This is a genomic window from Pseudomonas sp. BF-B-26 (genome assembly GCF_019956495.1).
In the GTDB taxonomy this organism is placed as follows: domain Bacteria; phylum Pseudomonadota; class Gammaproteobacteria; order Pseudomonadales; family Pseudomonadaceae; genus Aquipseudomonas.
In genome coordinates, this window is sequence record NZ_JAHBDP010000058.1 from 59,814 (window position 1) to 86,489 (window position 26,676).

General features: G+C 59.2%; 22 protein-coding genes. 11 read left to right on the forward strand and 11 right to left on the reverse strand.

The annotated features are described in order from the left end of the window. Positions 1–90: 90 nt before the first annotated feature. Genes KGB03_RS07075 through mfd form a run of 3 tightly spaced genes read right to left on the reverse strand, consistent with a single transcriptional unit; the run spans position 91 to position 6,818 of the window. Positions 91–2,781 (reverse strand): DEAD/DEAH box helicase, encoded by a 2,691-nt coding sequence (locus KGB03_RS07075; RefSeq protein WP_223526654.1) that lies wholly within the window; start codon positions 2,779–2,781, stop codon positions 91–93. Between the two features lie 10 nt (positions 2,782–2,791). Further along, positions 2,792–3,358 (reverse strand): CsiV family protein, encoded by a 567-nt coding sequence (locus KGB03_RS07080; RefSeq protein ID WP_218537369.1) that lies wholly within the window; start codon positions 3,356–3,358, stop codon positions 2,792–2,794. Between the two features lie 10 nt (positions 3,359–3,368). Further along, positions 3,369–6,818, reverse strand: a complete 3,450-nt coding sequence (mfd, locus tag KGB03_RS07085; RefSeq protein ID WP_223526655.1) for a transcription-repair coupling factor — start codon at positions 6,816–6,818, stop codon at positions 3,369–3,371. 362 nt (positions 6,819–7,180) lie between these two features. Between mfd and KGB03_RS07090 the strand changes: the two genes are divergently transcribed. Then, the gene (locus KGB03_RS07090; protein WP_218537371.1) at positions 7,181–8,644 is read left to right on the forward strand and encodes a glyceraldehyde-3-phosphate dehydrogenase; all 1,464 of its coding nucleotides are present in this window, start codon (positions 7,181–7,183) and stop codon (positions 8,642–8,644) included. Positions 8,645–8,815: 171 nt separating this feature from the next. Here the strand turns inward: KGB03_RS07090 and KGB03_RS07095 are convergent, their stop codons facing one another. Continuing rightward, a complete protein-coding gene (locus KGB03_RS07095) occupies positions 8,816–10,117 on the reverse strand; it encodes an MFS transporter (RefSeq protein ID WP_218537372.1) in 1,302 nt (433 codons plus the stop codon). 258 nt (positions 10,118–10,375) lie between these two features. On the opposite strand from KGB03_RS07095, the gene KGB03_RS07100 reads away from it, so the two are divergent. Next, entirely contained in the window at positions 10,376–11,362 is a 987-nt protein-coding gene (locus KGB03_RS07100; RefSeq protein ID WP_223526656.1) for an FAD:protein FMN transferase, read from the forward strand. A 207-nt stretch (positions 11,363–11,569) separates the two neighbouring features. Then, positions 11,570–12,964 (forward strand): Si-specific NAD(P)(+) transhydrogenase, encoded by a 1,395-nt coding sequence (sthA, locus tag KGB03_RS07105; RefSeq protein WP_074875140.1) that lies wholly within the window; start codon positions 11,570–11,572, stop codon positions 12,962–12,964. Positions 12,965–13,006: 42 nt separating this feature from the next. On the opposite strand, the gene KGB03_RS07110 is transcribed toward sthA, so the two are convergent. Further along, positions 13,007–13,729, reverse strand: a complete 723-nt coding sequence (locus KGB03_RS07110) for a glycerophosphodiester phosphodiesterase (protein WP_111450580.1) — start codon at positions 13,727–13,729, stop codon at positions 13,007–13,009. A gap of 14 nt (positions 13,730–13,743) precedes the next feature. Further along, a complete protein-coding gene (locus KGB03_RS07115; protein WP_218537374.1) occupies positions 13,744–14,325 on the reverse strand; it encodes a PilZ domain-containing protein in 582 nt (193 codons plus the stop codon). Between the two features lie 94 nt (positions 14,326–14,419). Here KGB03_RS07115 and KGB03_RS07120 point away from each other — a divergent pair, with 94 nt between their 5' ends. From KGB03_RS07120 to KGB03_RS07130, 3 genes are all read left to right on the forward strand, one after another. Next, positions 14,420–15,670, forward strand: coding sequence for a lipoprotein-releasing ABC transporter permease subunit (locus KGB03_RS07120; RefSeq protein ID WP_008151382.1), 1,251 nt, complete (start codon positions 14,420–14,422; stop codon positions 15,668–15,670). Between the two features lie 7 nt (positions 15,671–15,677). After that, positions 15,678–16,361, forward strand: coding sequence for a lipoprotein-releasing ABC transporter ATP-binding protein LolD (gene lolD, locus KGB03_RS07125; RefSeq protein ID WP_165934003.1), 684 nt, complete (start codon positions 15,678–15,680; stop codon positions 16,359–16,361). Between the two features lie 64 nt (positions 16,362–16,425). Continuing rightward, positions 16,426–17,670, forward strand: a complete 1,245-nt coding sequence (locus tag KGB03_RS07130; protein WP_111450576.1) for a lipoprotein-releasing ABC transporter permease subunit — start codon at positions 16,426–16,428, stop codon at positions 17,668–17,670. A gap of 123 nt (positions 17,671–17,793) precedes the next feature. Here KGB03_RS07130 and KGB03_RS07135 read toward each other — a convergent pair whose 3' ends face one another. Both KGB03_RS07135 and KGB03_RS07140 read right to left on the reverse strand, forming a co-directional pair. After that, positions 17,794–19,143: a heavy metal sensor histidine kinase gene (locus KGB03_RS07135; RefSeq protein ID WP_218537376.1), complete on the reverse strand. Its 1,350-nt coding sequence runs from the start codon at positions 19,141–19,143 to the stop codon at positions 17,794–17,796. Continuing rightward, positions 19,143–19,823, reverse strand: a complete 681-nt coding sequence (locus KGB03_RS07140) for a heavy metal response regulator transcription factor (protein ID WP_223526657.1) — start codon at positions 19,821–19,823, stop codon at positions 19,143–19,145. The genes KGB03_RS07135 and KGB03_RS07140 overlap by 1 nt, the downstream gene beginning before the upstream one ends. A gap of 155 nt (positions 19,824–19,978) precedes the next feature. On the opposite strand from KGB03_RS07140, the gene KGB03_RS07145 reads away from it, so the two are divergent. Beyond that, on the forward strand, positions 19,979–20,509 hold the full coding sequence (locus tag KGB03_RS07145) for a plastocyanin/azurin family copper-binding protein (RefSeq protein WP_223526658.1): 531 nt from the start codon (positions 19,979–19,981) through the stop codon (positions 20,507–20,509). A gap of 61 nt (positions 20,510–20,570) precedes the next feature. Next, positions 20,571–21,401 (forward strand): NADPH-dependent 7-cyano-7-deazaguanine reductase QueF, encoded by an 831-nt coding sequence (gene queF / locus KGB03_RS07150; protein WP_218537379.1) that lies wholly within the window; start codon positions 20,571–20,573, stop codon positions 21,399–21,401. A 173-nt stretch (positions 21,402–21,574) separates the two neighbouring features. Here queF and KGB03_RS07155 read toward each other — a convergent pair whose 3' ends face one another. Then, complete coding sequence (locus KGB03_RS07155; RefSeq protein ID WP_008151367.1) at positions 21,575–21,838, reverse strand: DUF4404 family protein; 264 nt, start codon at positions 21,836–21,838, stop codon at positions 21,575–21,577. Positions 21,839–21,948: 110 nt separating this feature from the next. Next, positions 21,949–22,569, reverse strand: a complete 621-nt coding sequence (locus tag KGB03_RS07160) for an HAD family phosphatase (RefSeq protein WP_218537380.1) — start codon at positions 22,567–22,569, stop codon at positions 21,949–21,951. Positions 22,570–22,771: 202 nt separating this feature from the next. Here KGB03_RS07160 and KGB03_RS07165 point away from each other — a divergent pair, with 202 nt between their 5' ends. The 3 genes from KGB03_RS07165 (at position 22,772) to rssC (ending at position 25,479) form a co-directional block, all read left to right on the forward strand. Beyond that, on the forward strand, positions 22,772–23,461 hold the full coding sequence (locus KGB03_RS07165; RefSeq protein WP_218537381.1) for a VacJ family lipoprotein: 690 nt from the start codon (positions 22,772–22,774) through the stop codon (positions 23,459–23,461). A 354-nt stretch (positions 23,462–23,815) separates the two neighbouring features. Next, the gene (gene rssB / locus KGB03_RS07170) at positions 23,816–24,997 is read left to right on the forward strand and encodes a two-component system response regulator RssB (protein WP_010456296.1); all 1,182 of its coding nucleotides are present in this window, start codon (positions 23,816–23,818) and stop codon (positions 24,995–24,997) included. Then, positions 24,997–25,479 carry an anti-sigma factor antagonist RssC gene (rssC, locus tag KGB03_RS07175; RefSeq protein WP_007935262.1) on the forward strand — a complete coding sequence of 161 codons (483 nt, stop codon included), beginning with the start codon at positions 24,997–24,999 and terminating at the stop codon, positions 25,477–25,479. The genes rssB and rssC overlap by 1 nt, the downstream gene beginning before the upstream one ends. Positions 25,480–25,716: 237 nt before the next feature. On the opposite strand, the gene tal is transcribed toward rssC, so the two are convergent. Next, the gene (tal, locus tag KGB03_RS07180) at positions 25,717–26,643 is read right to left on the reverse strand and encodes a transaldolase (RefSeq protein ID WP_008151357.1); all 927 of its coding nucleotides are present in this window, start codon (positions 26,641–26,643) and stop codon (positions 25,717–25,719) included. Positions 26,644–26,676: the final 33 nt, after the last annotated feature.

Consider the following 26,676-nt stretch of genomic DNA (forward strand, 5'->3'; position numbering starts at 1 on the left):
CGCTCCCACAGGATTGATGTTAACCCTGTGGGAGCGGCGGTGCGGCGATCCGACTTGCTCGCGAAAGCGATCTACCTGGCGCCGTGGTTCTCAGCGCTTTTCCAGCTTGTCCGGCAATGGCGCAAACAACGCTTCAATATCATCACTCTGCAACTTCCAGTCCCCGGTCTTGCGTCCATCCAGCACGCCAGCCGCCAAGTCGGATTTTTCCTTCTGCAGATGCTGAATCTTTTCTTCCACCGTGCCCCTGGCAATCATCTTGTAGACGAACACCGGTTTCTCCTGACCAATGCGGTACGCCCGGTCAGTCGCCTGATTTTCTGTCGCCGGGTTCCACCACGGATCGTAGTGAATCACCGTGTCGGCTTCGGTCAGGTTCAGGCCGACGCCACCGGCCTTCAAGCTGATCAGAAAGATCTGACGCTTGCCGCTCTGGAAGTCTTTGACCGGTGCGCGCCGGTCGCGGGTCTGTCCGGTCAACAGCGCATAATCGACTCCGCGTTTTTTCAGCTCATCTTCAATCAACTTCAGCATTGAAGTGAACTGCGAGAACAGCAGAATCCGCCGACCTTCATCGAACAATTCCTCAAGCATTTCCATCAGGCTGTCGAGCTTGCCCGATGTGCTGCCGCGAGTGGGCAGGGTGGCATCGTTGACCAGCCGCAAATCGCAGCAAACCTGACGCAGCTTCAGCAGCGCCTCAAGAATGATGATCTGGCTGCGCGCCACACCCTTGCGGGTGATCTCGTCGCGAACTTTCTTGTCCATCGCCAGGCGCATGGTTTCGTACACGTCGCGCTGGGCTTCGTTGAGCTCGACCCAATGGATGATTTCAGTTTTCGGCGGCAGCTCAGTGGCCACTTGTTCCTTGGTTCGACGCAGCAGGAACGGTTTTATCCGACCGTTGAGGTGCTGAAGTCGCACTTCACTGGCGCGCTTTTCGATCGGCACGCGGTAATCGCGGTTGAAGCTTTTTACGTCACCCAGCCAGCCGGGCAGCAGGAAGTGAAACAGCGACCACAGCTCACCCAGGTGGTTTTCCAGCGGCGTGCCGCTCAGGCACAGACGCTGACGGGCATTCAATTCGCGGGCAGCCTGGGCGGCCTTGCTATTGGGGTTCTTGATGTATTGCGCCTCGTCCAGAACCAACACGTGCAAAGGCTGCGCAGCGAGACGTTCGACGTCTTTGGGCAGCAGTGCATAGGTAGTCAGGATCAGGTCGTAATCGGCCAGCGTGTCGAAATGCTTTTTGCGACTGGCGCCGTACAGCGCCAGCACTTTGAGTTGCGGTGTGAAGTGCGCCGCTTCATCAAGCCAGTTGGGGATCAGGCTGGTGGGCATCACCACCATGCACGGCCGATCGAGGCGTCCGGCGTTCTTCTCGCTGAGAATGTGCGCCAGGGTCTGTAGGGTTTTGCCCAGACCCATGTCGTCCGCGAGAATCCCGCCGACTTCCAGCTGTCGCAACGACTGCATCCAGCTCAAGCCTTCCAGCTGATAGGGGCGCAAAGTCGCGTTCAAGCCTTCCGGTGCGGTCGCGGTGAAGTCCTTGATGTCCCGCAGCCGCTGGGCAAAGGTGCGAATTTGCTCGCCGCCCTCCCAAAGCAGCGGCAGGTCTTCCAGCGGATTTAGTCGCGTGGCATCGGCCTTGCTCAGGCGCAGCGTCGTTTCGCCGGGCCCTTGCAGGTAGAACTCGCCGAGGGTCGCCAGTACCGGTTTCAATCGGCCGAAGGGCAGGGCGACTTGCAACGGCCCGTGCTCGGAGTTCGGTCGATTGGGAATATTCACCAGGATCAACTCGTCGTCGCGACGTCGTGCAAGGCGTTCCGGATTGAGGATCTCGGTGTGAGAGCGCATCAGGTTCAGCAGGATCGGCAGCAGGCTCAGCCGCTCGCCGTTGACGATGATTCCCAGCTCCAGATCGAACCAGTCGCGCTCCGGCGCTTGTTCGACGGTGGCGTACCAATCGTCCACGGCAGTCAGGTCGAAACCGAAGTCTTCGTCGATCTGCAACTCCCAACCCTGGGTACGCAGCTTCGGCAGTTCATTGAGGGTGAAGGTCAGCCAGGCGCTGTCGTTGACCATTTCGAAAAGTTCGCCGGCGCTTTCCGGCAAGGCCTTGCTTTGCCGGGTGGCAACCTTGAAACCGAGGATTCGCAGCTGTTCCCTGTAGGTCTGTTCGACTTCCGGGTGGCGTTTTATCCGTAACGTTTGCGTCTCCTGACGAATCAGAATGTCGGCGTTCTTCTGCCCGGAAACGTATTCATCCAGATAGCTGAATGACAGCGCCGCGCGATGCTGAATGTAACGCTGCATTTTGCCATTGCGCGGTTCGAAGGCGCTGAACTCGATGCTCGCCAGCCACAAGCGAGGTACCGGTTGCACGTTATCCACCAGCACTTGCGGGGCCTTCGGGTTACGGTTTTCCAGTACGGCTTGAAGTTTCTCGAGTAGCTCGGCGTCTTGCGCGGCGGCTGGGTAGGCGAGGGTTTCCTGCACTTTCAGGAGCACCGCTGCGCAATGTTTGCAGTTGCTGTGGACCGGACAGGTGCACGAGGCATCGATCATCAGCAAAGTGGCTTTGGCCGACTCGCGCAGGCGAATGGTCTGACGGTAAACGTTACCGCCAGAGCCCTCGCAGGCGGCAATGATCGTGGCGTCGCCGGCCTCGACGATCCTGACGCGGTTCTCCAAAGCGTAGCGACGGCCACGCTCCAGGCTCTGTTCCTTGAATCGGCTGACCCAGGAAGGTGCCAGGGGTTTGCTCAGGGTCGCTGACATAAGGACTCAATCAGTCCGGAATTTCATCGGGGACTGGCCGAGGCGCAGGGGTGGTGAGCGAGGTGATCTTGATCAACATGCCCAAGTGGCCGTTGTCGAGGAAGTTCAGCTGACCGTTCTTGGTGTGGCTTTCCTGGTTCATGCGTTCGCTGGCGGTGACCATGCCGTTGGCGTCGATCTGGTTAACCCAGAAATCCGCGTCTACATCAGTGAAACGTCCCAGTTTCAGGCTCAGGGTGCCCTCGATCGGGAACTGGCCGAACTGTTCCGCGCCGTCGCTGATCGCGATTTTGCTGGTTGTTTCACCGAGCATCTGTTGCCATGCCTTGTGCAGCAGCACGGTGTAGTCGCTGCTGGCGGTGAGTTTTTTCACTTCGTCATTAAGGCTTGGCGTGCGCAGGCTGTCAGGGCTGATGTGTTGGGCGCCGGCCGCCCAGTCTTCCGGTGCGGCGCGGCTGATGATAGCGGGCACGGCGTTTTGGCGGACCAGAATCATTTCTATCTGATAGAGGTCATCGGCAAACGTCGTCGGCGCAACCAGGGTCATCAACAGGATCAGTGAGCGAAACAGGCGCATGCGGCGTCCTTCAAGCAGTTTTCGGAATGAGGTGCTCAAACAGCGCCTCTACAGTATTAAAGCGCTCTTCCGGGCGCTCCATCGGCACCTGGAATTTAAACATCGTGGCGCCTTCGAATTTGTAGCGTTTGGGCTGGCTCTGGATCAGTTTGATCAGCGTCAGCGGGTCGACCGGGGTTTGCGTCGCGAACTCGATTCGGCCACCTTGCGGGCCGCCGTCGACTTTCTTGATGCCCAGTAGCTCGGCCTGCAATTTCAGCGCGGTAATGCGCATCAGGTTCTTGGTCGGTTCCGGCAACAGACCGAAACGATCGATCATCTCCACCTGCAAATCCTTGAGGCCTTCCTCGTCGGAGGCCGAGGCGATGCGTTTGTAGAGAATCAGTCGGGCGTGTACGTCCGGCAGATAGTCCTCGGGAATCAACGCCGGTACCCTCAGATTGACTTCCGGACCACCGCCGAGCGGCTGATCGAGGTTCGGTTGTTCGCCCTTGCGGATCGACTTCACCGCGCGCTCGAGCATTTCCATGTACAGGGTGAAACCGACGGCCTGGATCTGTCCGCTCTGCCCGTCGCCGAGCAATTCACCGGCGCCACGGATTTCCAGGTCGTTGGTGGCGAGCACGAAGCCCGCGCCGAGGTCCTGGGTATTGGCGATCGCTTCCAGACGTTTTTCGGCGTCAGGCGTGATTTGCTGGCGCGGCGGCGTCAGCAAATAAGCGTAAGCCTGGTGGTGGCTGCGACCGACCCGGCCGCGCAACTGGTGCAGCTGCGCCAGGCCGAACTTGTCGGCACGCTCGATGATGATGGTGTTGGCGCTCGGCACGTCAATGCCGGTCTCGATGATGGTCGAGGCGATCAGCACGTTGAAGCGCTTGTGGTAGAAGTCGCTCATCACTTGTTCGAGATCACGTTCGCGCATCTGCCCGTGGCCGATGCCGATCCGTGCTTCCGGCACCAGTTCAGCGAGGTCGGCGGCGCATTTCTCGATGGTCTTCACATCGTTGTGCAGGTAGTAGACCTGACCGCCACGCAGCAGCTCACGGAGCAAGGCTTCTTTGACCGTGCTCTTGTTCTGCTCCATGACGAACGTCCGTACCGACAGGCGACGGGCCGGCGGCGTGGCGATGATCGACAGATCGCGCATGCCCGACACGGCCATGTTCAGCGTGCGCGGAATCGGCGTGGCGGTCAGGGTGAGAATGTCGACTTCACTGCGCAGGGCCTTGAGCTGTTCCTTCTGACGGACACCGAAACGGTGCTCTTCGTCGATGATCACCAGCCCCAGGTTTTTGATTTTTACATCGTCCTGCAGCAGCTTGTGCGTGCCGATGACGATGTCGATCTTGCCTTCGGCCAGGTCCGCAACCGCAGCGTTGACTTCCTTGGTCGACTTGAAGCGGCTCATCACTTCCACGCTCACCGGCCAGTCGGCGAAGCGGTCGCGGAAGCTGTTGTAATGCTGCTGGGCGAGCAGGGTGGTCGGCACCAGAATGGCTACCTGGCGACCGCCGTGTACCGCGATGAACGCGGCGCGCATCGCCACTTCGGTCTTGCCGAAACCGACGTCGCCGCAGACCAGCCGGTCCATCGGTTTCGGCGCGAGCATGTCGGTGCGCACGGCGTCGATGGTGGTTTGCTGGTCCGGTGTTTCTTCGAACGGGAAGCCGGCGCTGAAGGTCGCGTAGTCGGCTTTCGGGTCGGCGAACGCATAACCTTCGCGAGCGGCGCGGCGGGCATAGATGTCGAGCAATTCAGCCGCCACATCGCGCACCTGTTCGGCAGCTTTGCGTTTGGCTTTCTGCCAGGTCTCGGAGCCGAGGCGGTGCAGCGGGGCCAGGGCATCATCGCTGCCGGTGTAGCGGGCGATCAGATGCAGGTTGGCCACCGGCACGTAAAGCTTGGCGTTTTCGGCGTATTCGAGGGTCAGGAATTCAGCGGCCTGACTATCGATTTCCAGGATCGTCAGCCCGAGATAGCGACCGACGCCGTGATCGATATGCACCACCGGCGCGCCTTCGCGCAGCTCGGTAAGGTTTTTGATCACGGCGTCGTTGTTGGCGTCGGCGCGTTTCTCGCGGCGACGGCGCTGCATCACGCGCTGACCGAACAACGGGCTTTCGGCGACCAGGGCTATGGCCGGATCGTCGAGCACCAATCCTTCGTCGAGCGGCGCGATGGTGATCGCCAGGCGCTCCTTGCTCGCGATGAAGTCCGGCCAGCTGTCGACGGTTTTCGGTCGCAGCTTCAAGCGTTCGAGCAATTCCAGCAGTACTTCACGACGACCCGCGGATTCGGCGGTAAACAGCACGCGACCGGGGAACTCGTCGAGGAAACCCGCCAGCGCCGCCAACGGTTGGGTGGCCTTGGCTTCGATGGCCAGGTTCGGCAGCTCCCGAGCGGGGAAGCGCTCGCGGCCGACGCCGGTTTCCACGTCCTGTTGACTGGCAACCACGCGCGGCCAGTTTTTCAGGCGCGCGAAGCAATCTTCCACCGGCAGGAACAACTCGGCCGGCGGCAATAAAGGACGGGCCGGATCGACGCGACGCTCTTCATAGCGATTGCGCACGTCGTTCCAGAAGTTTTCCGCCGCTTGCTCGATGCCCGGCAAGGAAAACACTTGCGTTTCCTGCGGCAGGTAATCGAACAGCGTGGAAGTCTCATCGAAAAACAGCGGCAGGTAGTACTCGATACCGGCCGGTGTAATCCCGCTGCTCAAATCCTGAAAGATCGGGCAGCGACGGAAGTCGACATCGAAACGTTCACGGAAGCGCGCCTTGAAGCGGGTGACGGCATCCTTTTGCAGCGGAAACTCTCTCGCTGGCAGGAGGCGAACCGTTTCAACCTTGTCGATAGAGCGCTGGTTTTCCGGATCGAAGGTACGAAGGGTCTCGATTTCGTCGTCGAACAGGTCGATGCGGAAAGGCAGTTTGCTGCCCATCGGGAACAGATCGATCAACGAACCGCGCACGGTGAATTCGCCATGCTCGTAGACGGTATCGACGTAGCGATAGCCGCTGGCCTCGAGCCGGGTGCGCATTTGCTCGACATCGAGCTTCTGGCCGATGTCCAGCACCAGGCTGCTGCCGAGTAGGAATTTGGTCGGCGCCAGACGATGCAGGGCCGTGGTGATCGGCACGACCAGAACGCCATGACTCAGCTCCGGCAACCGATAGAGGGCGGAGATTCGCTGGGAAATAATGTCCTGGTGCGGTGAAAACAGATCGTAGGGCAGGGTTTCCCAGTCCGGGAAATGCAGCACCGGCAAATCCGGGGCGAAGAAACTCAGCTCCTGTTCCAGCCGTTCGGCACTTTGGCTGTCGGCGGTCAGCAGCAGGGTGAAGCGCTTGGCAGCGCTGGCGGCCTCGGCAATAGCCAGGCTCAGGGCGGCACCGGGCAGGTTGCCCCAGTGCTGTTTACCTGCCGCGGCAGGGAGAAGCGGTAGACGCAGAACGGGCACGGAAGGTTGAGCTCCAAGCGTTGCGACAAAGTCGGTAATTGTAGCGGTCCCGGGTGCCGCCTGTCAGTTGCAGATGTGTCTATTACACAGGTTGGGCGAAATGTAGTGGTAAAGACAAAATCGGCCCGTTTTTTAGTGAAAACGACTGAATATGTAGTGGCAAAACGGTCGAGTGTTACGGAGGGTTACAGACAAGACAGCGATGTCTCCGAAAAAATGACTGCTTTGCAGGCCCCGGTTTTATTGGGCTTGAGCCGTGCGTCATTTTTTTGAAGAGGATTTTGTTACTGGCCGCGCGACAAGCGCGCATTGCTACGGGAGGCACTCGGCGGCATAATGTAGCCCCTTTTTTCTGCCCCTACATGTGGAAGGTTCCCGTGACTCAGAAGCCCGACCAGTGTCTTGGTGAATGGATCGACCGTGAAGCACTCGCAGAAGCGATGATTCCGCTTATCGGTCAGCTCTACCGCAATAACAACGTGGTGAGCTCGATCTATGGCCGCAGCCTGATCAATCGTTCAGTCATTGCGATTCTCAAAGCCCACCGCTTTGCTCGTCATCGTCAATCCGATGACAGCGAATTGTCCGTCCACGAAACATTCCCGCTGCTCAAGGCAATGAGCGAACTCAAGCTCGGCGCTGCTTCGGTAGACCTGGGCAAGCTTGCAGTCAAGTTCAAGGCTGAAGGCAATGGCCGCACTGCCGAGCAGTTCGTCCGTGAAGAACTGGCTGACGTCGTTGGCCAGCAAAATGTTTCCGCGCGCAAAGGCACCGACGTTGTTCTGTACGGCTTCGGTCGTATCGGCCGTCTGCTGGCACGCATCCTGATCGAGAAAACCGGTGGCGGCGACGGCCTGCGTCTGCGCGCCATCGTTGTCCGCAAGGGCGCCGAGAACGATCTGGTCAAACGTGCCAGCCTGCTGCGTCGTGACTCGGTTCATGGTCCGTTCGATGGCACCATCACCATTGATGAAGCCAACAACACCATCACCGCCAACGGCAACCTGATCCAGGTTATCTACGCGAAAAACCCGACTGAAGTGGACTACACCCAGTACGGCATCAAAGACGCGCTGCTGGTGGATAACACCGGTGTATGGCGTGACGCCGACGGCCTGGGCCAGCACCTGGCTTGCCCGGGTATCGATCGCGTTGTTCTGACCGCGCCTGGCAAAGGCAAGCTGAAGAACATCGTTCACGGCATCAACCACGGTGAAATCACCGCTGATGACAAGATCATTTCCGCGGCTTCCTGCACCACCAACGCCATCGTGCCGGTGCTCAAAGCCGTCAACGACAAGTTCGGCATCATCAACGGTCACGTTGAAACGGTTCACTCGTACACCAACGACCAGAACCTGATCGACAACTTCCACAAAGGCGATCGCCGTGGCCGTAGCGCCGCGTTGAACATGGTGATCACCGAGACCGGTGCTGCCACCGCTGCTGCCAAGGCGCTGCCTGAGCTGGCCGGCAAGCTGACCGGTAACGCGATCCGCGTTCCGACGCCTAACGTGTCGATGGCCATTCTCAACCTGAACCTTGAGAAAGCCGCCACCCGTGAAGAGATGAACGAGTACCTGCGCTACATGGCGCTGCACTCCGATCTGCATAAGCAAATCGACTACGTCAATTCGCAGGAAGTGGTTTCCACCGACTTCGTTGGCTCGCGCCACGCAGGCGTAGTGGACGCTGAAGCAACCATCAGCCAAGACAACCGCGTTGTTCTGTACGTTTGGTACGACAACGAATTCGGTTACAGCTGCCAGGTGGTTCGCGTGATGGAAGACATGGCCGGTGTAAACCCGCCTGCATTCCCGCGCTAAGCATTAGCCGCACATGAAAACGCCCCGACTTTGGTCGGGGCGTTTTTGTTTGTGGCGTTTGTCAGTTACAGGTGTGTTGCCTGAATGGGCCTCTTCGCGAGCAAGCCCGCTCCCACATTGGTCCTGCGTACACAGATCCACTGTGGGAGCGGGCTTGCTCGCGAAGGCGATCTATCGAGCGCCGCCTACTACAGCCGCCTGCGCTGTCCGCAATTCATGCTTGTTGCCCCGGAACAACACCAGCGTCGCAATCAGCCCCAACACCGCCGCGCCACTGAGCCAGATCCCCGGCGCAGCCTTGTTGTCCAGCACATGAATCAGGTACGTACACGCCGCCGGCGTAAACCCCCCGAATGTTGCAGTCGCCAGGCTGTAGGCCAAAGAGAATCCAGTTGTACGAACTTCCACCGGCATGATCTCGGTCAGCGCCACTACCATGGCGCCGTTATACGAGCCATACAGGAACGACAGCCACAATTCGACGATCAGCAAGTGGCTGAAGCTCGGGTTTGCTACCAGCCATGACAGGGCAGGGTAGGCGGTGAGGATCGCCAGAATCGTCGCCGCCAGCAGTAAGGGTTTGCGTCCGATCCTGTCGGAAACAGAACCCATGACCGGCAGCCAGAAGAAGTTCGACAGGCCAATGCACACCGTCACCAGCAATGCATCCAGATCCGACAGATGCAGTTCGGCTTTACCGAAGGTCGGGGTGTAGGCGGTGATCAGGTAGAACGACACTGTGGTCATCACCACCAACGCCATGCCGGCGATGACGATGCCAAAGTTCTGTCCAATCGAACGAACGATGTCCCGCAGGGTAGGGCGATGTTTGCGCGCCTGGAATTCCGGCGTTTCTTCCAGCGAACGACGAATCACGAAGATCACCGGCACGATCATGCAGCCGATCAGGAACGGCACGCGCCAGCCCCAATCACCCATTTGTTCGGGGCTGAGCCAGTGGTTCAAGCCAACACCCAGCAGGCCGGCGAATACCACCGCCGCTTGCTGACTGGCGGACTGCCAACTGACAAAGAAGCCTTTGCGGCCCGGGGTGGAAATCTCGGCGAGGTAGACCGACACACCGCCCAGTTCCACCCCGGCCGAGAACCCTTGCAGCAAACGACCGAACAGCACAATCAGCGGCGCCGCAACGCCCAAAGTGGCGTAACCCGGCACACAGGCAATCAGTACCGTGCCGGCCGCCATCATCGCGAGGGTGATGATCAGCCCTTTGCGTCGACCATGGCGGTCGATATAGGCGCCGAGGAAAATCGCCCCCAATGGACGCATCAGGAAGCCGGCCCCGAAGGTGGCCAGGGACAACATCAGGGAGGCGAAAGCGCTATCGGCAGGGAAGAAGGTCTTGGCAATGGCCGTGGCGTAAAAGCCGTAGACCATAAAGTCGAACATCTCGAGAAAGTTACCGCTGACAACGCGAAAAATCGCTTTGCCTTTGCTCGTGTTGGAGGACATGTGTAGGTACTCACGCTGGTAAATCTTGTTTGAAACGCTGCACCTGTGGGAGTGAGCCTGCTCGCGATGGCGTGGGGTCAATCGGCATTGATGTTGGCTGACACACCGCTATCGCGAGCAGGCTCGTTCCCACAGGTTTTGCGTTTGACTGACGGGCGCTGGCAGACCTCGCTCTCGAGCGCTCTGAAGCCCATAATGGCGGGCGCGGTTTTGAGGGGGGATGAAGATTTGTTAACTGGACGGTGGACTTGGATCGTGATGCTGGCCGGTGTTTTGTCCGGTTGTGGCAGCGGCGACAGCCTGGAGCGCTTCGATGGCCCGACCATGGGCAGTCGTTATTCCATTCAATACGTAAGGCATTCCTCCACACCCGGGCCGAAAGCGGTGCAGACCGAAGTGGAAAATATCCTCGCTGAAGTGGATCGACTATTCTCGACCTATCGCAGCGACTCGGTTATCGAACGCTTCAACGCACTGCCGGCCGACCGCTGTCAGGTCATGCCTGGCCCGGTGCTCGAATTGATCCGTGTGGGCGAGCAACTGTCTTCGCAAAGCGAAGGCTCCTACGACCTGACCGTGGAACCGCTGCTCAATCTCTGGGGCTTTGGCCCGCAGGGCCGTAAGGAAAAAGTCCCGACTGCCGAAGCGCTCGCCGAAGTCAGGCAGCGTGTCGGTCACGCGCACCTGCGCATCGATGGCGATAAATTGTGCAAGGACGCCGCGGTCGAGGTCGACTTCAACAGCGTCGCCGCCGGTTACGCAGTCGATACAATTGCCGCAAAACTCGAAGCAATGGGCATCCACAACTACCTCGCCGAAGCCACTGGCGAACTCAAGGCTGCCGGCAAAAAACTCGACGGCTCACCGTGGCGCATCGCCCTGGAAGAACCCCGCGACGACCAACAAGTGGCCGAGCGCATCATCGCCGTCGACGGCTACGGCGTTTCCACTTCTGGCGACTACCGCAACTATTTCGAGCAGGACGGTCGGCGTTATTCCCACACCTTCGATGCCCGCAGCGGGGCGCCGGTCCTACATGCCCTGGCGTCAGTCACGGTGATTCATCCTTCAGCGTTGATGGCCGATGGCTTATCGACGCTGTTGCTGATTCTGGGTCCCGAAAGGGGCTGGGACTATGCCGAAGCGCATGACATCGGTGCATTCTTTGTCATTCGTGCCGATACAGGATTCGTCACACGAACCACGCAGGCTTTTGAGCGCCTGAGTGGCGGAAAAACCGAGTGATCGCGGCGATTCAAGCAGCAAAGACTGGCGTTGTAGTGCAGGCAAAACTAGCCTACGACGCGACCAAGGGTTAATGTGCGCGGCGTTGACGCTTATATAGACTGTGTCCGGGTTCTGCACTGGCCCCAAATTGTTCCTTCACGCCGCAGATCGGCGTGATTTAGCCGCAGGTGCCGAGGGCGCCGCGGCCTGTTCTGAGGAGTATGCATGGCTGTCTACAACTACGACGTGGTGGTGCTGGGTTCCGGCCCGGCGGGAGAAGGCGCGGCAATGAACGCCGCCAAAGCAGGGCGCAAGGTGGCGATGGTCGATAGCCGTCGCCAGGTCGGCGGCAACTGCACCCACCTGGGCACCATCCCGTCCAAGGCACTGCGTCACTCGGTCCGGCAGATCATGCAGTTCAACACCAACCCGATGTTCCGGGCCATTGGTGAGCCGCGCTGGTTCTCGTTCCCGGACGTGTTGAAAAGCGCTGAAAAAGTCATCTCCAAACAAGTCGCATCGCGCACCGGCTACTACGCCCGTAACCGCGTCGACGTGTTCTTCGGCACCGGCAGCTTCGCTGACGAGCAAACCATTGAAGTGGTCTGCGCCAACGGCGTGGTCGAAAAACTGGTGGCCAAGCACATCATCATCGCCACCGGCTCGCGCCCTTATCGCCCGGCGGACATCGATTTCCACCACCCGCGTATCTACGATAGCGACACCATCCTCAGCCTCGGCCACACCCCGCGCAAACTCATCGTTTACGGCGCCGGCGTGATCGGTTGCGAGTACGCGTCGATCTTCAGCGGTCTGGGGGTGTTGGTTGAGCTGGTGGACAACCGCGGTCAGTTGCTGAGCTTCCTCGACTCGGAAATTTCCCAGGCCCTGAGCTATCACTTCAGCAACAACAACATCACGGTTCGCCACAACGAAGACTACGACCGCGTCGAAGGCGTGGACAACGGCGTGATCCTGCACCTCAAGTCCGGCAAGAAGATCAAGGCCGATGCCTTGCTCTGGTGCAACGGCCGTACCGGCAACACCGATCAGTTGGGCCTGGAAAACATCGGCGTGAAGGTCAACAGCCGTGGCCAGATCGAAGTGGACGAGGCCTACCGTACCTGCAAGCCGAACATCTACGGTGCCGGTGACGTGATTGGTTGGCCGAGCCTGGCCAGTGCCGCTCACGACCAGGGTCGTTCGGCCGCTGGCAGCATCGTTGACAACCAAAGCTGGCGCTTCGTCAACGACGTGCCGACCGGCATCTACACCATTCCGGAGATCAGCTCGATCGGCAAGAACGAGCAGGAGCTGACGCAGGCCAAGGTGCCGTATGAAGTGGGCAAGGCGTTCTTCAAGGGCATGGCGCGTGCGCAGATTGCCGGCGAACCGCAAGGCATGCTGAAGATCCTGTTCCACCGCGATACCCTGGAGGTGCTGGGCGTTCACTGCTTCGGTTATCAGGCGTCGGAGATCGTTCACATCGGTCAGGCGATCATGAACCAGCCGGGCGAACAGAACACGCTGAAGTACTTCGTCAACACGACGTTCAACTACCCGACCATGGCCGAAGCCTATCGGGTAGCGGCGTACGATGGCCTCAACCGGCTTTTTTGAGTGGCTCCGGCCGGTGGCCTGAGCCGGCCGGGGAGACCGATTTCAGCAATTCTCGAGCGTGGCGCTGGCCAAACCGGGAAAGTCTGTAATCAGGCTGTCAACGCCGAAGTCGGCGAGCCTGCGCATTAGCGCGGGCTCGTTGACTGTCCATACCGACACATGCAGCCCCTGACGCTGCGCCTTCTGCAGGCGTTCCGGCGTACACAGGGTCCAGTTCAGCGCCAGAATCTCACAGCCATAGCTTTGCGCGACCTTCAACGGATCCAGCCAGGCGTACTCGGCCACCAATCCGCGGGACACGTCCGGCACGAAGTCCAGCGCGGCTTTCAATACTTCCCGCGAACTCGAGGTGATCGTCACCTTGTCGAGCAGGCCGAAACGCTGAGCCATTTCGCGAATCGCCAGCACGGTTGTCGCAGCGCGAGTGCGTGAAGCGCTTTTGACTTCCAGTTGCCAGTGCTCGAAGTCGCATTTCTCGAACAGTTCTTCCAGGGTTGGAATCGGGCACGGTTTGATCCAGCCCGGTCCCCCCTTGCGTGCATCGTAGGTCACCAGCTCGGCCGCCGTGTGCTCGACGACTTTGCCGCGACGGTCGGTGGTGCGCTTGAGTGTCGGGTCGTGGATGACCATCAGCTCGCCGTCCATGGACAGGTGCAGGTCCAGTTCGCAGCGGCGCACGCCGTGCTTGAGGCATTGCTGAAAACTGGTCAGCGTATTTTCCGGTGCTTCGCCCTTGGCGCCGCGATGGCCGTAGATGAGGGTCACGGTTCTTCCTTAAATTAAATGCCTGATTCGTTTTGTTCGCGGGCCAGACGTCGTTCCTGGGCCTGCTTCTGCAAAATGTAGCGGGCCAGCAATTGGCGCTGGGCATCGGTCGGGTACTCGAACTCGGTACCGACGTCGTAGCCGTCGCCTTTACGATCGCAATGGGTGACGCGAGCCCGCAACAAGAGTCCGAGGGCTTGCGGCATCAGCACCAGCTTCACCGACAGGTGCGCGCCCGTGGCAAGTGGCGTCGGATGCTGAAAGTCGATCCCGCCTTCGGAAATGATCACCGGCTGCGGCTCGCCGATCTGCCCGAGTACGGTGATTGCGATCACCTGGCTCAGCAAATCGATGCGTTTATTCTGGGATTTCAGGAATGCAGCGAGGTTGCGGTCGCGCTCACTGATCTGGCGCAACAGGTGCTGTGACTCGAATTCGCTCAGGTGCAGCTCGCTGAGCAAGTTGAACAGGGGGGAAGCATCCTGCAACACTTCCTGGCCTGCGGCTTCGGGAGTGGACAGGGGCCGAATTTCCAGTGCGATCGTGTCCTCGATACGGTAGTATTCGCGGCGATCTTCTTCATCTAATGTCGACATGGCGAACCCATGGTAGCGGCGGTGGTCTGAGTGTAAAGCTGGTTATCGACCCCCGCCACAAGGACGTTCCTTTTCCCTCCGAACAAGCCCCGACATGTTCAGACCTCTCTTCGTATTTATTGGCACGCGTTATACCCGTGCAAAGCGTCGCAATCATTTTGTGTCGTTCATTTCCCTGACCTCGATGATCGGACTCGCCCTCGGCGTGGTCGTGATGATCGTGGTGCTGTCGGTCATGAACGGCTTCGATCATGAGATGCGCACCCGCGTGCTGGGCATGGTGCCCCACGCGACCATCGAGTCCGGTGAACCGATCAGCGACTGGCAAAGCCTGGCTGCCAAGGTCAAACAGAACCCGCAGGTGACGGCCGTTGCGCCGTTTACCCAGATGCAGGGGTTGCTGACCAACAACGGCAAGGTGTCCAAAGTCCTGCTCAATGCCATCGACCCTGCGCTGGAACGGCAGGTCTCGATCATTGATAACTTCATGCAGCAGGGCAAACTCGATGACCTGGCGCCGGGCAGTTTCGGCATCGTCATTGGTGACAAGGCCGCGGCCAAGTTGGGTGCGGCGATCGGCGACAAGCTGACGTTCGTGGCGCCGGAAGTCACCGTGACCCCGGCCGGGATGTTCCCGCGCATGAAACGCTTTACCGTGGTCGGCATCTTCCATGTCGGCGCCGGTGAGCTGGACGGCTACCTGGGCATCACCAATCTGCAGGATCTGGCCAAGCTGCATCGCTGGAAACCGGATCAGGTCCAGGGCATCCGCCTGAAATTCGACGACCTGTTCCAGGCGCCACGCGTCGCGTGGACCATCGCCCAGCAACTTGGCGAAGACCATTTCTATGCCCGCGACTGGACGCGCACCCACGGCAATCTGTATCAGGCGATCCGCATGGAAAAGGCCATGATCGGTTTGCTGTTGCTGCTGATTGTCGCCGTTGCTGCGTTCAATATCATCTCCACGCTGGTGATGGTGGTGAACGACAAGAAGGGCGACATCGCGATTCTGCGCACCCTGGGCGCCACGCCGGGTTCGATCATGGCGATCTTCATGGTGCAGGGCACCGTCATTGGTGTGGTCGGGACGCTGATCGGCGCCGTGGTCGGGATCTTCGCCGCGCTGAACGTCAGCGCCGCGATCTCGGCCCTGGAAGGGCTGATCGGGCACAAATTCCTCAACGCTGACGTGTACTTCATCGATTACCTGCCGTCGCAAGTGCAGAGCCAGGATGTGTTGATGGTCTGCGCCGCCGCGTTGGTCCTGAGTTTCCTCGCCACCCTGTATCCAGCCTGGCGTGCCGCGCGCACCCAGCCTGCGGAGGCGCTACGTTATGAGTGAGTTGGGCATGAGTGATAAAGCAATCTTGAGCTGCCGCAACCTGGGCAAATCCTACGAGGAAGGTCCGGAGTCGGTAGAGGTTCTGGCTGGTCTGCAACTGGAGTTGCATCCGGGCGAACGCGTGGCGATTGTCGGGACCTCGGGCTCGGGCAAAAGTACCTTGCTCAACTTGCTGGGCGGCCTCGATACACCGACCAAGGGCAGCGTCTGGCTGGCCGGTGAAGAGCTGTCGGCGCTGAACGAAAAGGCTCGCGGTTTGCTGCGCAATCGGTCGCTGGGTTTCGTTTACCAGTTCCACCACTTGCTGCCTGAGTTCACCGCGCTGGAAAACGTCTGCATGCCGCTGCTGATCGGCAAGACGGCTATCCCGCAAGCGCGTCAGCGTGCGACTGCATTGCTGGAACGGGTAGGGCTGGGCCATCGCCTGGAACACAAACCGGCCGAATTGTCCGGTGGCGAGCGTCAGCGTGTGGCCATCGCCCGCGCCCTGGTGAACAACCCAGGCCTGGTGATGCTCGACGAGCCGACCGGCAACCTCGATTCCCACACCGCCCAGGGCATTCAGGATTTGATGCTGGAACTCAGCACCTCGATGCGCACGGCGTTCCTGGTGGTGACTCACGACATGAACCTGGCTCGCCAGATGGATCGCGTCCTGCATTTGCAGGAAGGTTACCTGACGCCCATCTGATTGACCGAAACCCGACGTACTGAACAGTACGTTGGGTCTTTTATTTTTATACGGTGCCCAGCGAATGTTCAGACCGTTATCGATCTTTATCGGCGCGCGCTATACCCGCGCCAAGCGCCGCAATCGCTTTGTTTCCTTCATCTCGATGACCTCGATGATCGGCCTCGCCCTGGGCGTGCTGGCGATGATCGTGGTGTTGTCGGTGATGAACGGCTTCCAGCGCGAAATGAGCTCGCGCATCCTCGGCATGGTGCCTCACGCGACTATCGTTGGCGTCAATCCGATCGACGATTGGCAGCCCGTCGCGGCGGCGGCCATGAAGAATCCTGAAGTGACGGCCGCTGTGCCGTTCACCGAGATGGAAGGCATGCTGTCCTACAAGGGGACGATGCAGCCGATCCAGGTCAGCGGTGTTGATCCGGCGCTCGAAGGCAAGGTGTCGATCGTCGCCCAGCACATTGTTCAGGGGCGTCTCGATGCCTTGAAGCCGGGTGAGTTCGGTGTGGTGATCGGTGAGATCACGGCGCGCCGTTTCCGATTGAACGTCGGCGACAAGATCACCCTGATCGTGCCGGAAGTCAGCACCGCACCGGGCGGCATCACCCCGCGCATGCAGCGGTTGAACGTGGTCGGCGTGTTCAAGGTCGGCGCCGAACTGGACGGTTCCATGGCGCTGATCCACGTGGCCGATGCCGCGCAGATGCAGCACTGGGCGCCGAATCAGGTACAGAGCGTGCGCCTGGCGGTGAAGGATTTGTACGCGGCGCCGAAGGTTTCCAGCGATATTGCTGGCGGCCTGGGCACCGCTTACAAGGCTGATGACTGGACTCACACACAGGGCAGTCTGTTCAGTGCGATGAAGATGGAAAAAACCATGATCGGTTTGCTGTTGCTGATGATCGTCGCCGTGGCGGCGTTCAACATCATCGCAACCCTGATCATGGTGGTGAACGACAAAGGTGCGGACATCGCGATCCTGCGGACCATCGGCGCCACGCCGCGGCAGATCATGGCGATCTTCATGGTGCAGGGCACCGTGATCGGGGTTGTCGGTACGTTGATTGGTGGCGTGCTTGGCGTGATTGCGGCGCTGAACGTCAGTGAACTGGTGGGTTGGATGGAGCGGGTCAGCGGGCAGCACATCTTCACTTCAGACGTGTACTTCGTCAGTAACCTGCCTTCCGAACTGCAGGGGGCGGATGTGCTGTTGATCTGCTCCGCCGGGTTCATCCTGAGCTTCCTCGCCACCGTTTACCCGGCATGGCGTGCGGCGAAAGTCGAACCGGCTACTGCGTTGCGGTATTCGTAAGCCTGTAGATCGCTATCGCGAGCAAGCCCACTCCCACAGGGTTTCGAGTCGTTCACACCATTGTGATTCAACTCGGTCACTGTGGGAGCGGGCTTGCCCGCGAAGGGGCCAGACCTGCTGGCCTCAATCCCCCTTGGGCAACTCAATCACAAACCGTGTCCACCCGTTATCCGATTCGCAATGAATCTGCCCACCATGGGCGCGGATGATTGACTGAGTGATCGCCAGCCCCAATCCCGCATGTTCACTACTGCCTTCCTGGCGCGCCGGATCAGCCCGGTAGAAGCGATCAAACAATCGCGGCAGCAACGCCCCGTCAATTCCGTCGCCGCTGTTCTCGACCGTCAGGCTCAATCCCTTGGGCTGATCAACAATCCGCACCCGAACCTCGCCTTCGACCGGCGTAAACCGCAACGCGTTATCCAGCAAATTGGAGAGCGCCCGCCGCAACATGCTGCGATCGCCCTCCATGCGCGCACTGCCTTCACGACTCAACCTGACCTGTGCGTCCTCCGCCAACGGTGCAAAAAACTCCAGCAATAAATCCGCTTCTTCCGCCAGCTCCAGCGGTTCGCGCTTGGGCATCAACAACCCGTGGTCGGCCTTGGCCAGGTACAACATGTCGTTGACCAGTTGCGCCATCCATTGCAGTTCTTCGAGATTGCTGTGCAGTGCTTCGCGGTAATCCTCGATGGGACGTGGGCGGGTGAGGGTGACCTGGGTGTGGGTCAACAGGTTCGACAACGGCGTGCGCAATTCATGGGCGATGTCGGCCGAGAAGGCCGATAGCCGCTGAAAAGAGTCGTCGAGGCGTCCGAGCATGGCGTTGAAGTTGTGGGCCATTTCCGCGAGTTCTGGCGGCATGTTCTTTTCGGGCAAGCGCGCATTGAGCGATTGCGCTGAAACGCCGCAGGCAACCGCACTCATGCGTCGTAACGGCCGCAACCCACTGCGCGCTGCCCAGGCACCGAGCAGGGCAGTGGCCAGTGCCGACAAACCGACGGTCAACCAGATCAGGTGCTGCATGCGTTGCAGAAAGTGCTGGTGATGGGTGATGTCCAGCAGCAAGGTCAACTGCGGCGAATCGGGTTTGTCGAGGTACAACGGAGCGTTGAGGACGCGGTAGTCGGTACCTTCGCTGCTCACCGTGGATAAACCCGCCTGGGTAGGTAATTCCTGGGGCAGGCGCGTCGAACTGTCATACCAGCGCTTGCCGTCGCTGCCGGTGATCCGCAGCGACAGATCAGCCTGTCGGCTCAATTCATCAGCCAGTTTGACTTCGCTTTCACTCGACTGAATGTCATGAAGTGCCCGACGCAACCCAATCAACTTGCCGTCCAGCAACTGTTGATCGAGCTCAACGAAATGCGCTTCACTGGCCCGACTGAACAACACCCCGGCAAACAGCGACACCACGGCGGTGCACGCCGCAAACAGCAGCGCCAGGCGACTGCTTAACGAAAGCCGACGCATCAGGCGGGGCGCTCTTCAAGGACGTAACCCATGCCACGCACGGTGTGAATCAACTTGTTGGGGAATTCATCGTCGATCTTCAGGCGCAAACGACGGATCGCCACTTCGATGACGTTGGTGTCACTGTCGAAGTTCATGTCCCAGACCTGGGACGCGATCAACGACTTGGGCAGGACTTCGCCTTGTCTGCGCAGGAGCATTTCCAGCAGCGCGAATTCCTTGGCCGTCAGGTCGATGCGCTGACCGCTGCGTTCGACCCGACGGCGGATCAGGTCAAGGCGCAAGTCCGCCAGTTGCAGGCTGGTTTCCTGGGGTGTGGCGTTACCACGGCGCAACAGGCTGCGGACCCGGGCCAGCAGCTCGGAGAAGGCGAACGGTTTGACCAGGTAGTCGTCGGCGCCCAGTTCGAGGCCGTGGACCCTGTCCTCCACCGCGTCGCGCGCTGTCAGAAACAGTACCGGCGTGTCGAGGCCGGCACTGCGCACCGCTTGCAGAATCTGCCAGCCATCGCGACCGGGCAGCATCACATCGAGAATCAACAGCGCGTAATCGCCGGACAGCGCCAGTTGCTGGCCGGCGCTGCCGTCCGCCACCAGTTCAGTATTGAAACCGGCCTCGGTCAGGCCTTGGCGCAAGTAGTGGCCAGTTTTCGGTTGGTCTTCGACGATCAGCAGTTTCATGGGCGACTCGAGGTAAATGGAACGGACGCTTTATACCGTGGGCGGCGTTAATACTGGCCAACCTGACAAAGTTGTAATCTGGCTGTCAGGTTGCGGGCAGTCGCAGCAGTTTAGAGTTTTCCACAGGCTGAACCTTATCTTGTTGGAGTACGACTATGTTTTTGCGCATATCACTGGTGCGTGTCGCGTGTTTGCTGGCGCTGAGCTCGCCGGCGTGGGCTGCCCCGGCGCATACCTACGACTTCGGCCAACCGGCCCCGGCGGCCAAGGCGACTCGCAACGTTGAATTCGTCATGGGCGACATGTCGTTCACACCCAAGGCGATTGATATCAAAGCCGGTGAGACGGTTCGTTTTGTATTGGTGAATAAAGGTCAGTTGTTGCATGAATTCAACCTCGGTGACGCGGCAATGCACGCCAAGCATCAGCAGGAAATGATGAAGATGCAGCAGAGCGGCATGCTCATGCCTACAGGCATGAAGGAAATGGACCACGGCACCATGGCCGGTATGGCCGGTATGGAGCATGGAATGAAACACGACGACCCCAACAGTGTGCTCGTCGAGCCGGGCAAAACTGCTGAGTTGACCTGGACCTTCACCAAGGCCACCAACCTGGAATTTGCCTGTAACATCCCCGGTCATTACCAGGCCGGCATGGTCGGCAAGGTGACTGTCAGTCAGTAAGCACTCAAAGGCGGGAGCAAAGGCTGGTAGAATCCGCTGATTCTTCAGTCAGGTTTCCGCCATGCATCCCGCAGCCGAACACTCGCCGCTGGGCAAATCCAGCGAATACATCGCCACCTACACGCCGTCCTTGCTGTTCCCGATCCCGCGCACCGCGAAATGGGCCGAGCTGGGTCTGACGGCTGAAACCCTGCCGTACAAGGGCGTGGATTTCTGGAACTGCTTCGAACTGTCGTGGCTGTTGCCGTCCGGCAAGCCAGTGGTGGCGATTGGCGAATTCAGTATCCCGGCGGATTCGCCGAATATCATCGAATCGAAGTCGTTCAAGCTGTACCTCAACTCCCTGAACCAGACACCGTTTGCCGACACCGCGAGCCTTGAAGCGACATTGGCCAGAGACTTGTCGGCCGCTGCCGGTAAACCGGTCGGCGTGCGGATTCGCAGCCTGAAGGACGTCGAAGCCGAAGGCGTCGTGGCGTTGCCGGGCGTGTGCATTGATGATCTGGACATCAGCGTCAGCAACTATGAGCATCCGCGCCCGGAACTGCTGCGTTGCGATGAATCGCTCATCGTGGAGGAGAGCGTGCACAGCCATTTGCTCAAATCCAATTGCCCGGTTACGAGTCAGCCGGACTGGGGTAGCGTGGCGGTGCAATACCGTGGCGCGGCGCTGGATCACGCGAGTTTGCTGGAATACATCGTGAGCTTTCGGCAGCACTCGGACTTTCATGAACAGTGCGTGGAGCGGATCTTTCTCGACCTGCAACGGTTGTTGAAACCGGAGAAATTGACAGTGTATGCACGGTATGTGCGCCGCGGAGGGTTGGACATCAACCCGTATCGCAGCACTGAAACCATTCAACTGCCAAACCACCGCCTGGTCCGCCAATAAATAACCCCTGTGGGAGCGGGCTTGCTCGCGATGAGTCCAGCACATTCAACATTGATGTTGACTGACACTCAGCCATCGCGAGCAGGCTCGCTCCCACAGGGTATTGCATTGCAAGTCCCGGATATGAAAAAGCCCCGCTATCACTAGCGGGGCTTTTTTTGTATTCGGCGGGTTCAGATCCCCATGTTGGCCAGGGCTTGCACGATGTTGCGCAAGGTGCCAGCAAGGGTCGGGTGTTCGATTTCGAAGCGTTCAACAGCCAGGTTCACATTGTCGGCGAGGCTGGAGTCCTGGGTTTTGGTTTCGAGTTCCAGTTCCAGTTCGATCTGTTGCATCAGCGCGTGCAGGTCTTCGCGCTCGGCTTCGGTCAGCGGTGGATTCTGTTCCAATTGCTCGCGCAGAGTATTGAGTTGTTGTTGCAGTTCGCGGGCAGGCATGGCGTTCTTCCTTTTATCGATAGGCACTGGCATAGACCGCGGCAGCACGCCAAAGGTCTATGGCTTGACCTTTAGATTAATCCACTCGCGCGCAACCTGCATGATCTCGATCAGGGCTTTTCGCCCTTGAGCCGGCGCAGACTGATGTCGGCCAGGCAGGTGTCGAGTTCACCGAGGTGATCGATCACCGAATGCACTCCCAGGCCGAACAGTTGCATCGTTGCCTTGCCGCGTTTGAATTCCCGCTCCTGCTGAGTCAGCGCCTGCCACTCGTTGGGCGCCAGGCCGCAAAGTGAGCCGCAGGACGCCAGCCCAATCGTCCACAATCCGGCATTGAGCCCCGCTTGCAGCAATCGTGGTTCGCCGCTGACCAGCACGCAACCCTCCAGCCGTTCGACATTCAACGTCATCAGGGCTTGCCAACAGGCATGCGGTGCCGGCCATGGATTATTTGTTTCAGGGTGTTGCGAGGGTTTGATCCATGAAGGCAAGGCAGCAGCCAGTGAATGGCTGAGGGCAGGGGGGAGTTCATCGAGCCAGGCACAGGGAATCTGCTGATGTTGCAAGCTGTGCAGGCTATCCAGCGCGCCGGGCGTAGCCTCAGCGTGTATGGCAGAGGGGATGCCCTGTGCGCGTGTGCGGGCACCGAAATCCACCAGGCAACCACTGAGGCCGAACAGGACGGCGGTCAGGCTGGGCGCAATGTGGGGCAAGGTTTCGGCGTGCGGCATATCAACGTCCCTGAAATAGCCTCAAGGCTAGGGCGCGACAGTGACAGTTGAGTGACACTGATGTGAATCGCTCACAATCATCGCGAATGATCCGCAGGCTACCTTGTGCGCGGTGCTGCCTAAAGCGGCTTTTCCGTCTTATACTAGCCCGCTTAACGCTTGGGCCAAGCGCCCGCGCCAGTACAATCCAAGGAGTTTTTCTATGCGCTGGAGCAATCATCTAGCTCAGTTTTGTGTGTTTACCAGCGTATTGCTGGTTCCGTTCGTTGCACAGGCAGCCTCGGAAGACGACCCTTGGGAAAGCATCAACCGCCCGATCTACAAGTTCAACGATGTGCTCGACACCTATGCGCTGAAGCCTTTGGCCCAGGGTTATCAGTTCGTGACGCCGCAGTTCCTTGAAGACGGCATCCACAATATGTTCCGCAACGTCGGTGACGTCACCAACCTTGCCAACGATATCTTGCAGGCCAAACCGGCCGCCGCTGGCGTCGACACCGCACGCTTGATCTTCAACACCACCTTCGGCCTGCTGGGCTTCTTCGATGTGGGCACCAAGATGGGCCTGCAACGCAATGACGAAGATTTCGGCCAGACCCTCGGCTACTGGGGCGTAGGCAGCGGTCCTTACGTGATGTTGCCGTTGTTGGGTCCAAGCACGCTGCGTGACGCGCCGTCCAAGTATGTCGATGGCTACACCGGCCCGTACCCGTACATCAACGACATTCCCGTGCGTAACTCGATCTACGGCCTGAACATCATCGACACCCGCGCCAGCCTGCTGTCGAGCGAGAAGCTGATCACCGGCGACAAGTACACCTTCATCCGCAATGCGTACTTGCAGAACCGCGAATTCAAGGTCAAAGACGGTCAGGTCGAAGACGATTTTTGATCTCGACCGGTAAAACGAAGAAGGCGGCCCAGTGGGCCGCCTTCTTTCGTTTGGCTTTCCTGACCGGTTTGGCTCGTGGGTTTTTAACCTTCCATTACGTTACGGTTTTGCCGGTTCTTATAACTCCCGGTGATTTGAAATGGAAAGACGTCAAGCGACCATCGGCGTGAGCTTGAAACGCCCCGCGGATGGGAGTACCGTCTGCGCCTTAGAAGGGCACCTCTGGTGTACCTGTGTGTAGGGCAAATGCTCGAAAACAGTGCAGTAGAGAGGCTAGAAAGCGAATCCAGTAGTGTGAGCCGGGACAAAGCCCCTGCCTGCTACGCCAACCTAATTCTGGCGCCGTTTGCCCACATGCCAAAAACCAGTGCCACGCTGCTGATAATCGATGATGACGAAGTAGTGCGCGCGAGCCTCGCCGCCTATTTGGAAGACAGTGGTTTCAGCGTCTTGCAGGCCAGCAATGGCCAGCAGGGTCTTCAGGTATTCGAGCAAGACAAGCCCGACTTGGTCATCTGCGATCTGCGCATGCCACAGATGGGCGGACTCGAACTCATTCGCCAGGTCACCGAGCTGTCACCACAAACCCCGGTGATTGTGGTTTCGGGCGCCGGCGTGATGAACGACGCGGTCGAGGCCCTGCGCCTGGGCGCTGCGGATTACCTGATCAAGCCTCTCGAAGATCTGGCTGTGCTCGAGCACTCTGTGCGCCGGGCCCTGGATCGTGCGCGCCTGTTGCTGGAAAACCAGCGCTACCGCGAGAAGCTGGAAAAGGCCAACCGCGAGCTCGCCGCCAGCCTGAACCTGCTCCAGGAAGACCAGAACGCCGGTCGCCAGGTGCAGATGAACATGCTGCCGGTCAGCCCCTGGACCATCGACGAGTTCCAGTTTGCTCACCAGATCATCCCGTCGCTGTACCTGTCGGGTGATTTCGTCGACTACTTTCGGGTCGACGAGCGTCGGGTAGCCTTCTACCTGGCGGACGTTTCCGGTCATGGCGCCTCTTCAGCCTTCGTTACCGTGCTGCTGAAGTTCATGACCACGCGCTTGCTGTTCGAATCCAAGCGCAGCGGTACATTGCCGGAATTCAAACCTTCAGAGGTCCTTGGTCATATCAACCGAGGCCTGATCAGTTGTAAGCTGGGTAAACACGTCACAATGGTCGGTGGAGTCATCGACGAGGAGACAGGTTTGTTGACCTATAGCATCGGTGGTCATTTGCCGTTGCCTGTGTTGTACACGCCAGACAGTGTTCGTTATCTGGAAGGGCGTGGTCTGCCGGTGGGCCTCTTCAATGAAGCCACCTACGAAGATCACGTACTGGAGCTGCCGCCGACGTTCAGCCTGACGCTGATGTCCGATGGCATTCTGGACCTTTTGCCAGAACCTACACTCAAAGAAAAAGAAGCGGCTTTGCCCCAACGGGTCAAGGCAGCGGGCGGCAGCCTGGATGGTCTGCGGCAGGTTTTTGGATTGGCCACGCTAGGGGAGATGCCGGATGATATCGCCCTGTTGGTGTTGAGCAGGAATCTTTAATGAGTACCGGTAGAATCCAGTTCGCCGAGCAGGATGGCACCTTCGTCCTGAAGTTCGTCGGTGAAGTTCGCCTGACCCTGTGTTCGGCGTTGGATGCGACTATTGAGCGGATCTTCACGGCGTTGAACTTCAACGCAATCGTGATCGACCTGACCGAAACCCGCAGCATCGACAGCACCACGTTGGGCCTGCTGGCCAAGCTGTCGATCCTGTCGCGGCAAAAGGTCGGCTTGCTGCCGACCGTCGTCACCACCCACGAAGACATCACCCGTCTGCTGCAGTCCATGGGCTTCGAGCAAGTGTTCAACATCGTTGACCGCCCGATCCCGTGCCCTGAGTGCCTGACCGACCTGCCAGACCAGGATCAGTCCGAAGAAGTGGTGCGGATCAAAGTGCTCGAAGCGCACAAGATCCTCATGGGGCTGAACGACTCTAATCGTGAAGCGTTCCATGATCTGGTGAATGCGCTGGAACGTCATTGATTGCTTGAAGTGATGTGGGTCCGAAGACCCCATCGCGAGCAGGTTCGCTCCCACATTAGTCTTGCGTCGAACACACCATCCCGGCTCCCCAAAAAATCTCCTGTGGGAGCGAGCCTGCTCGCGAAGGCGCCATAACAATCACCACATCTTTCAGCGCGAAGCCACTACCCAAATTCAACGCAAAAAAAGGGCGAACCCACCAAGGTGTTCGCCCTTTTTGCATCAAGCTAAATCAAATCACAGCTTGGCTTGCAGCAACGCCTCAAGCTTTTCCTGATCGCGAGCGAACTGACGAATACCCTCAGCCAGTTTCTCGGTCGCCATCGCGTCCTCGTTGGACAACCAACGGAACTGCGCTTCATTCAAGCTCAAACGCGCTTCACCAGCGTGACCCGGCGCCAATTTGCGTTCCAGCTTGCCAGTGTCTGCCGCCAGCTTATCAATCAGATCCGGGCTGATGGTCAGGCGGTCGCAACCGGCCAGTTGCTCGATCTGATTCAGGTTGCGGAAGCTCGCACCCATGACCACAGTCTTGTAGTCATTGGCCTTGTAGTAGTTGTAGATGCGTGTCACCGACTGCACGCCCGGATCATCCGCGCCGGTGTAGTCGTTGCCGTTGGCCTTCTTGTACCAGTCGTAGATGCGACCTACGAACGGCGAAATCAGGAAAACCCCTGCATCAGCACACGCCGCAGCCTGAGCGAACGAAAACAGCAGCGTCAGGTTGGTCTGAATGCCTTCTTTTTCCAGAATTTCGGCAGCGCGGATGCCTTCCCAGGTGGAAGCGATCTTGATCAGCACGCGGTCACGGCCAATGCCGGCCTTGTCGTACAGGTCGATCAGACGGTGCGCACGCTTCAATACGGCGTCAGTGTCGAACGACAGGCGCGCATCCACTTCGGTGGAAATACGGCCAGGAATCACTTTCAGAATTTCTTGCCCTACCGCAACGCCAAAACGGTCGCTGGCCAGGCCCACATCGCCCTTGCAGTCGCTGACGCAAGCGTTCAGCAACTCGGCATAACCGGGAATGGCCGCCGCTTTGAGCAGCAGGGAAGGGTTGGTGGTAGCGTCCACGGGTTTAACGCGAGCGATAGCTTCGAAGTCGCCGGTGTCGGCAACCACGGTGGTCATTTGTTTGAGTTGTTCCAGCTTGGAAGTCATGGGCGTGCTCTGTCCTATGGGTCTAATGACATT

Coding starts and splice junctions, on each gene's coding strand:
- KGB03_RS07165 (WP_218537381.1), top strand. CDS start 22,772: ATGCGCTGGAGCAATCATCTAGCTCAGTTTTGTGTGTTTACCAGCGTA.
- KGB03_RS07115 (WP_218537374.1), bottom strand. CDS start 14,325: ATGTCGACATTAGATGAAGAAGATCGCCGCGAATACTACCGTATCGAG.
- KGB03_RS07090 (WP_218537371.1), top strand. CDS start 7,181: ATGTGGAAGGTTCCCGTGACTCAGAAGCCCGACCAGTGTCTTGGTGAA.
- queF (WP_218537379.1), top strand. CDS start 20,571: ATGCATCCCGCAGCCGAACACTCGCCGCTGGGCAAATCCAGCGAATAC.
- lolD (WP_165934003.1), top strand. CDS start 15,678: ATGAGTGATAAAGCAATCTTGAGCTGCCGCAACCTGGGCAAATCCTAC.
- KGB03_RS07135 (WP_218537376.1), bottom strand. CDS start 19,143: ATGCGTCGGCTTTCGTTAAGCAGTCGCCTGGCGCTGCTGTTTGCGGCG.
- KGB03_RS07130 (WP_111450576.1), top strand. CDS start 16,426: ATGTTCAGACCGTTATCGATCTTTATCGGCGCGCGCTATACCCGCGCC.
- KGB03_RS07145 (WP_223526658.1), top strand. CDS start 19,979: ATGTTTTTGCGCATATCACTGGTGCGTGTCGCGTGTTTGCTGGCGCTG.
- KGB03_RS07080 (WP_218537369.1), bottom strand. CDS start 3,358: ATGCGCCTGTTTCGCTCACTGATCCTGTTGATGACCCTGGTTGCGCCG.
- rssB (WP_010456296.1), top strand. CDS start 23,816: ATGCCAAAAACCAGTGCCACGCTGCTGATAATCGATGATGACGAAGTA.
- KGB03_RS07075 (WP_223526654.1), bottom strand. CDS start 2,781: ATGTCAGCGACCCTGAGCAAACCCCTGGCACCTTCCTGGGTCAGCCGA.
- KGB03_RS07155 (WP_008151367.1), bottom strand. CDS start 21,838: ATGCCTGCCCGCGAACTGCAACAACAACTCAATACTCTGCGCGAGCAA.
- KGB03_RS07140 (WP_223526657.1), bottom strand. CDS start 19,823: ATGAAACTGCTGATCGTCGAAGACCAACCGAAAACTGGCCACTACTTG.
- rssC (WP_007935262.1), top strand. CDS start 24,997: ATGAGTACCGGTAGAATCCAGTTCGCCGAGCAGGATGGCACCTTCGTC.
- KGB03_RS07100 (WP_223526656.1), top strand. CDS start 10,376: ATGCTGGCCGGTGTTTTGTCCGGTTGTGGCAGCGGCGACAGCCTGGAG.
- KGB03_RS07160 (WP_218537380.1), bottom strand. CDS start 22,569: ATGCCGCACGCCGAAACCTTGCCCCACATTGCGCCCAGCCTGACCGCC.
- KGB03_RS07095 (WP_218537372.1), bottom strand. CDS start 10,117: ATGTCCTCCAACACGAGCAAAGGCAAAGCGATTTTTCGCGTTGTCAGC.
- sthA (WP_074875140.1), top strand. CDS start 11,570: ATGGCTGTCTACAACTACGACGTGGTGGTGCTGGGTTCCGGCCCGGCG.
- KGB03_RS07120 (WP_008151382.1), top strand. CDS start 14,420: ATGTTCAGACCTCTCTTCGTATTTATTGGCACGCGTTATACCCGTGCA.
- tal (WP_008151357.1), bottom strand. CDS start 26,643: ATGACTTCCAAGCTGGAACAACTCAAACAAATGACCACCGTGGTTGCC.